The organism is Chamaesiphon sp. OTE_20_metabat_361 (assembly GCF_031364565.1).
Genome location: NZ_JANLWO010000563.1, coordinates 1 through 2,328 on the forward strand (window position 1 = coordinate 1; position 2,328 = coordinate 2,328).

A 2,328-nucleotide genomic window follows, 5' to 3' on the forward strand; every position below is an offset into this window, starting at 1 on the left:
CCAGTTTTGGCAAGCTTACTTGCTTGGGTCGCCAGTACGGGTAATATCTGGTTGGGTGCGGTACTCCTCCTAGCGTACACTGCTGGTTATGTGGCACCATTGATATTGGCGGGAACATTTACGGCAGTCATTAAAAAGTTATTGGAAGTGCGTAAATGGTCTGGTTGGATTACCCCGACTAGTGGTGTATTGTTGATTGGATTTGGGGTGTTTTCACTATTGACTAGAATTCCAAGTTTTTAATAGTCGATCGGCATTTTTAATAATATGGATATACACATTTGTACGGTGGGCACTGCCCATCATCTAAATTTTACACCCAATCGATTCGATAGATAGGCATAAAAGTATCCGCATTTTATATTATTAAAATTTCCCAGGCTATTAAATTGTAAGTCATAAGTAGGGTGGGCACTGCCCACCATCTAAATTTAAGGTGCGATCGACTCGACAGATATGCAGATAAATATCCTTATTTTAGATTATTGAAATTTTGCAAATTAGTAGATAGTGGGCATTCTCCAAACAAAACAATTGTTATCAGTAATAGCTAAGATCCAGTTGGTGGGCACTGCCCACCCTACGAACTACAAATACTGCTTTATTCACTAAAGCCTAACAGCTAAAACCTCACCCCTAATTTACAGATGGCGATCGAATCTAACGTAACTTCAGACAACTTCTGGCAAATACCCCAACAGTGGTGGCGTAAAAAAATCGTTCCAGTAATTGCCAATCTCAAATTCGCGATCGCGCTAGTACTGATTATCGCAGTCTTAAGTATTACCGGGACAGTCATCGAACAGGGCGAAACGCCAGCATTTTATCAAGCTAACTATCCCGAACATCCAGCTTTGTTTGGCTTTCTGAGTTGGAAAGTAATTCAAGTTATCGGTTTAGACCACGTATATCGAACTTGGTGGTATTTAGGATTATTAGTACTGTTCGGCATTAGCCTGATGACTTGTACCTTTACCACCCAACTACCGATGCTCAAATCGGCACGGAAGTGGAAATTTTATGATAATCCTAAATTCTTCCAGAGATTGGCGCTGAGCGCAGAAATCGACGATCGCAATTTAGATGAACTTTCAGCACAGTTACAAACTCAAAAATACAAGATCTTTACCGAAGGTGATAAACTTTATGCTCGTAAAGGATTAATCGGTAAGATCGGGCCGATTGTCGTCCATATCGGGATGATTTTGACACTTCTCGGCGGTGTCTGGGGAGCGATGACAGGATTTATCGCGCAGGAGATGGTACCCAGTGGTGAAACATTCCAAGTCAAAAATATCCTCGATGCGGGGCCATTAGCACGCAATCAAATCCCCAAAGATTGGTCGGTTAAAGTCAATCGCTTCTGGATTGAATATACCCCTGCTGGCACGATCGATCAGTTTTATTCCGACCTATCAGTGATCGATAATACCAGCAAAAAAGAACTCGATCGCCAAACAATTCACGTCAACAAACCCTTGAAATATGAGGGCGTTTATTATTACCAAACCGACTGGTCGATTTCCGGCGTGAAAGTCAGAATTAATAATAGCCCGATCTTTAGACTCCCGATGGCACAATTAGGGGAAGGCGTCCAAAATCGCATTTGGGGAACGTGGATTCCCACCAAGCCAGATCTGAGCGAAGGTGTCTCGCTGCTAGCCAAGGACTTACAGGGCACATTATTGGTTTACGATACCAAAGGACAACTAGTATCTAGCGTCCGCGCTGGCAGCTCACTAGAGGTCAATGGAGTTACGCTCAAAGTCCTCGAAGTGATTGGTGGTACTGGCTTACAGATTAAAGCCGATCCCGGAATTCCGATCGTCTATTTAGGCTTTGGCTTATTGATGGCAGGCGTAGTCATGAGCTACTTCTCTCATTCCCAAATCTGGGCAGTAACTAAAGAGGGCAAATTGTACCTAGGTGGGCGTACAAATCGCGCTCAGGTGGTGTTCGAGCGGGAAACGATCGCGATTATCGAAAAGCTCCAAGACGCGCCTACAGTCAACGTTATGAGCGATGTCCAGGTGCCGACAGTAGTCAGCTAATTTGGGGCTGGTAATGCTAGATATTTACAGCGAAGCAGCGGCCATAACTAATGTTAAATTAACTTAACCTAGATCTGCTCTAATCCTGATTGTCAAAGGCGTGCGCCTGTGTTAACCTAGTTTTAGGTAGTAAATTACCCGCTGTCTAGTACAGCTATCCAATTATTATATTAGGAGGTGGTGCCCATGATCGAGAGTAGTACACGTCTGGGTCTCGAAACTGGAGTTAGCCGGCTGAGTGCTGGGACTGTCCTCTAGTAAACTTATCGGTTTGTCT

Annotated in this window: 2 protein-coding genes; both read left to right on the forward strand. The window is 43.8% G+C overall.

From position 1 onward, the window contains the following. Positions 1–243 (forward strand): cytochrome c biogenesis protein CcdA (locus RMO35_RS16155; RefSeq protein WP_309742351.1); only part of this gene is annotated, 243 nt, incomplete at its 5' end. A gap of 404 nt (positions 244–647) precedes the next feature. After that, a complete protein-coding gene (locus tag RMO35_RS16160; RefSeq protein ID WP_309742352.1) occupies positions 648–2,051 on the forward strand; it encodes a cytochrome c biogenesis protein in 1,404 nt (467 codons plus the stop codon). Positions 2,052–2,328: the final 277 nt, after the last annotated feature.

Excerpts from the sequence above, each read along its gene's own strand:
- RMO35_RS16160 (WP_309742352.1), top strand. The coding sequence starts at position 648 with ATGGCGATCGAATCTAACGTAACTTCAGACAACTTCTGGCAAATACCC.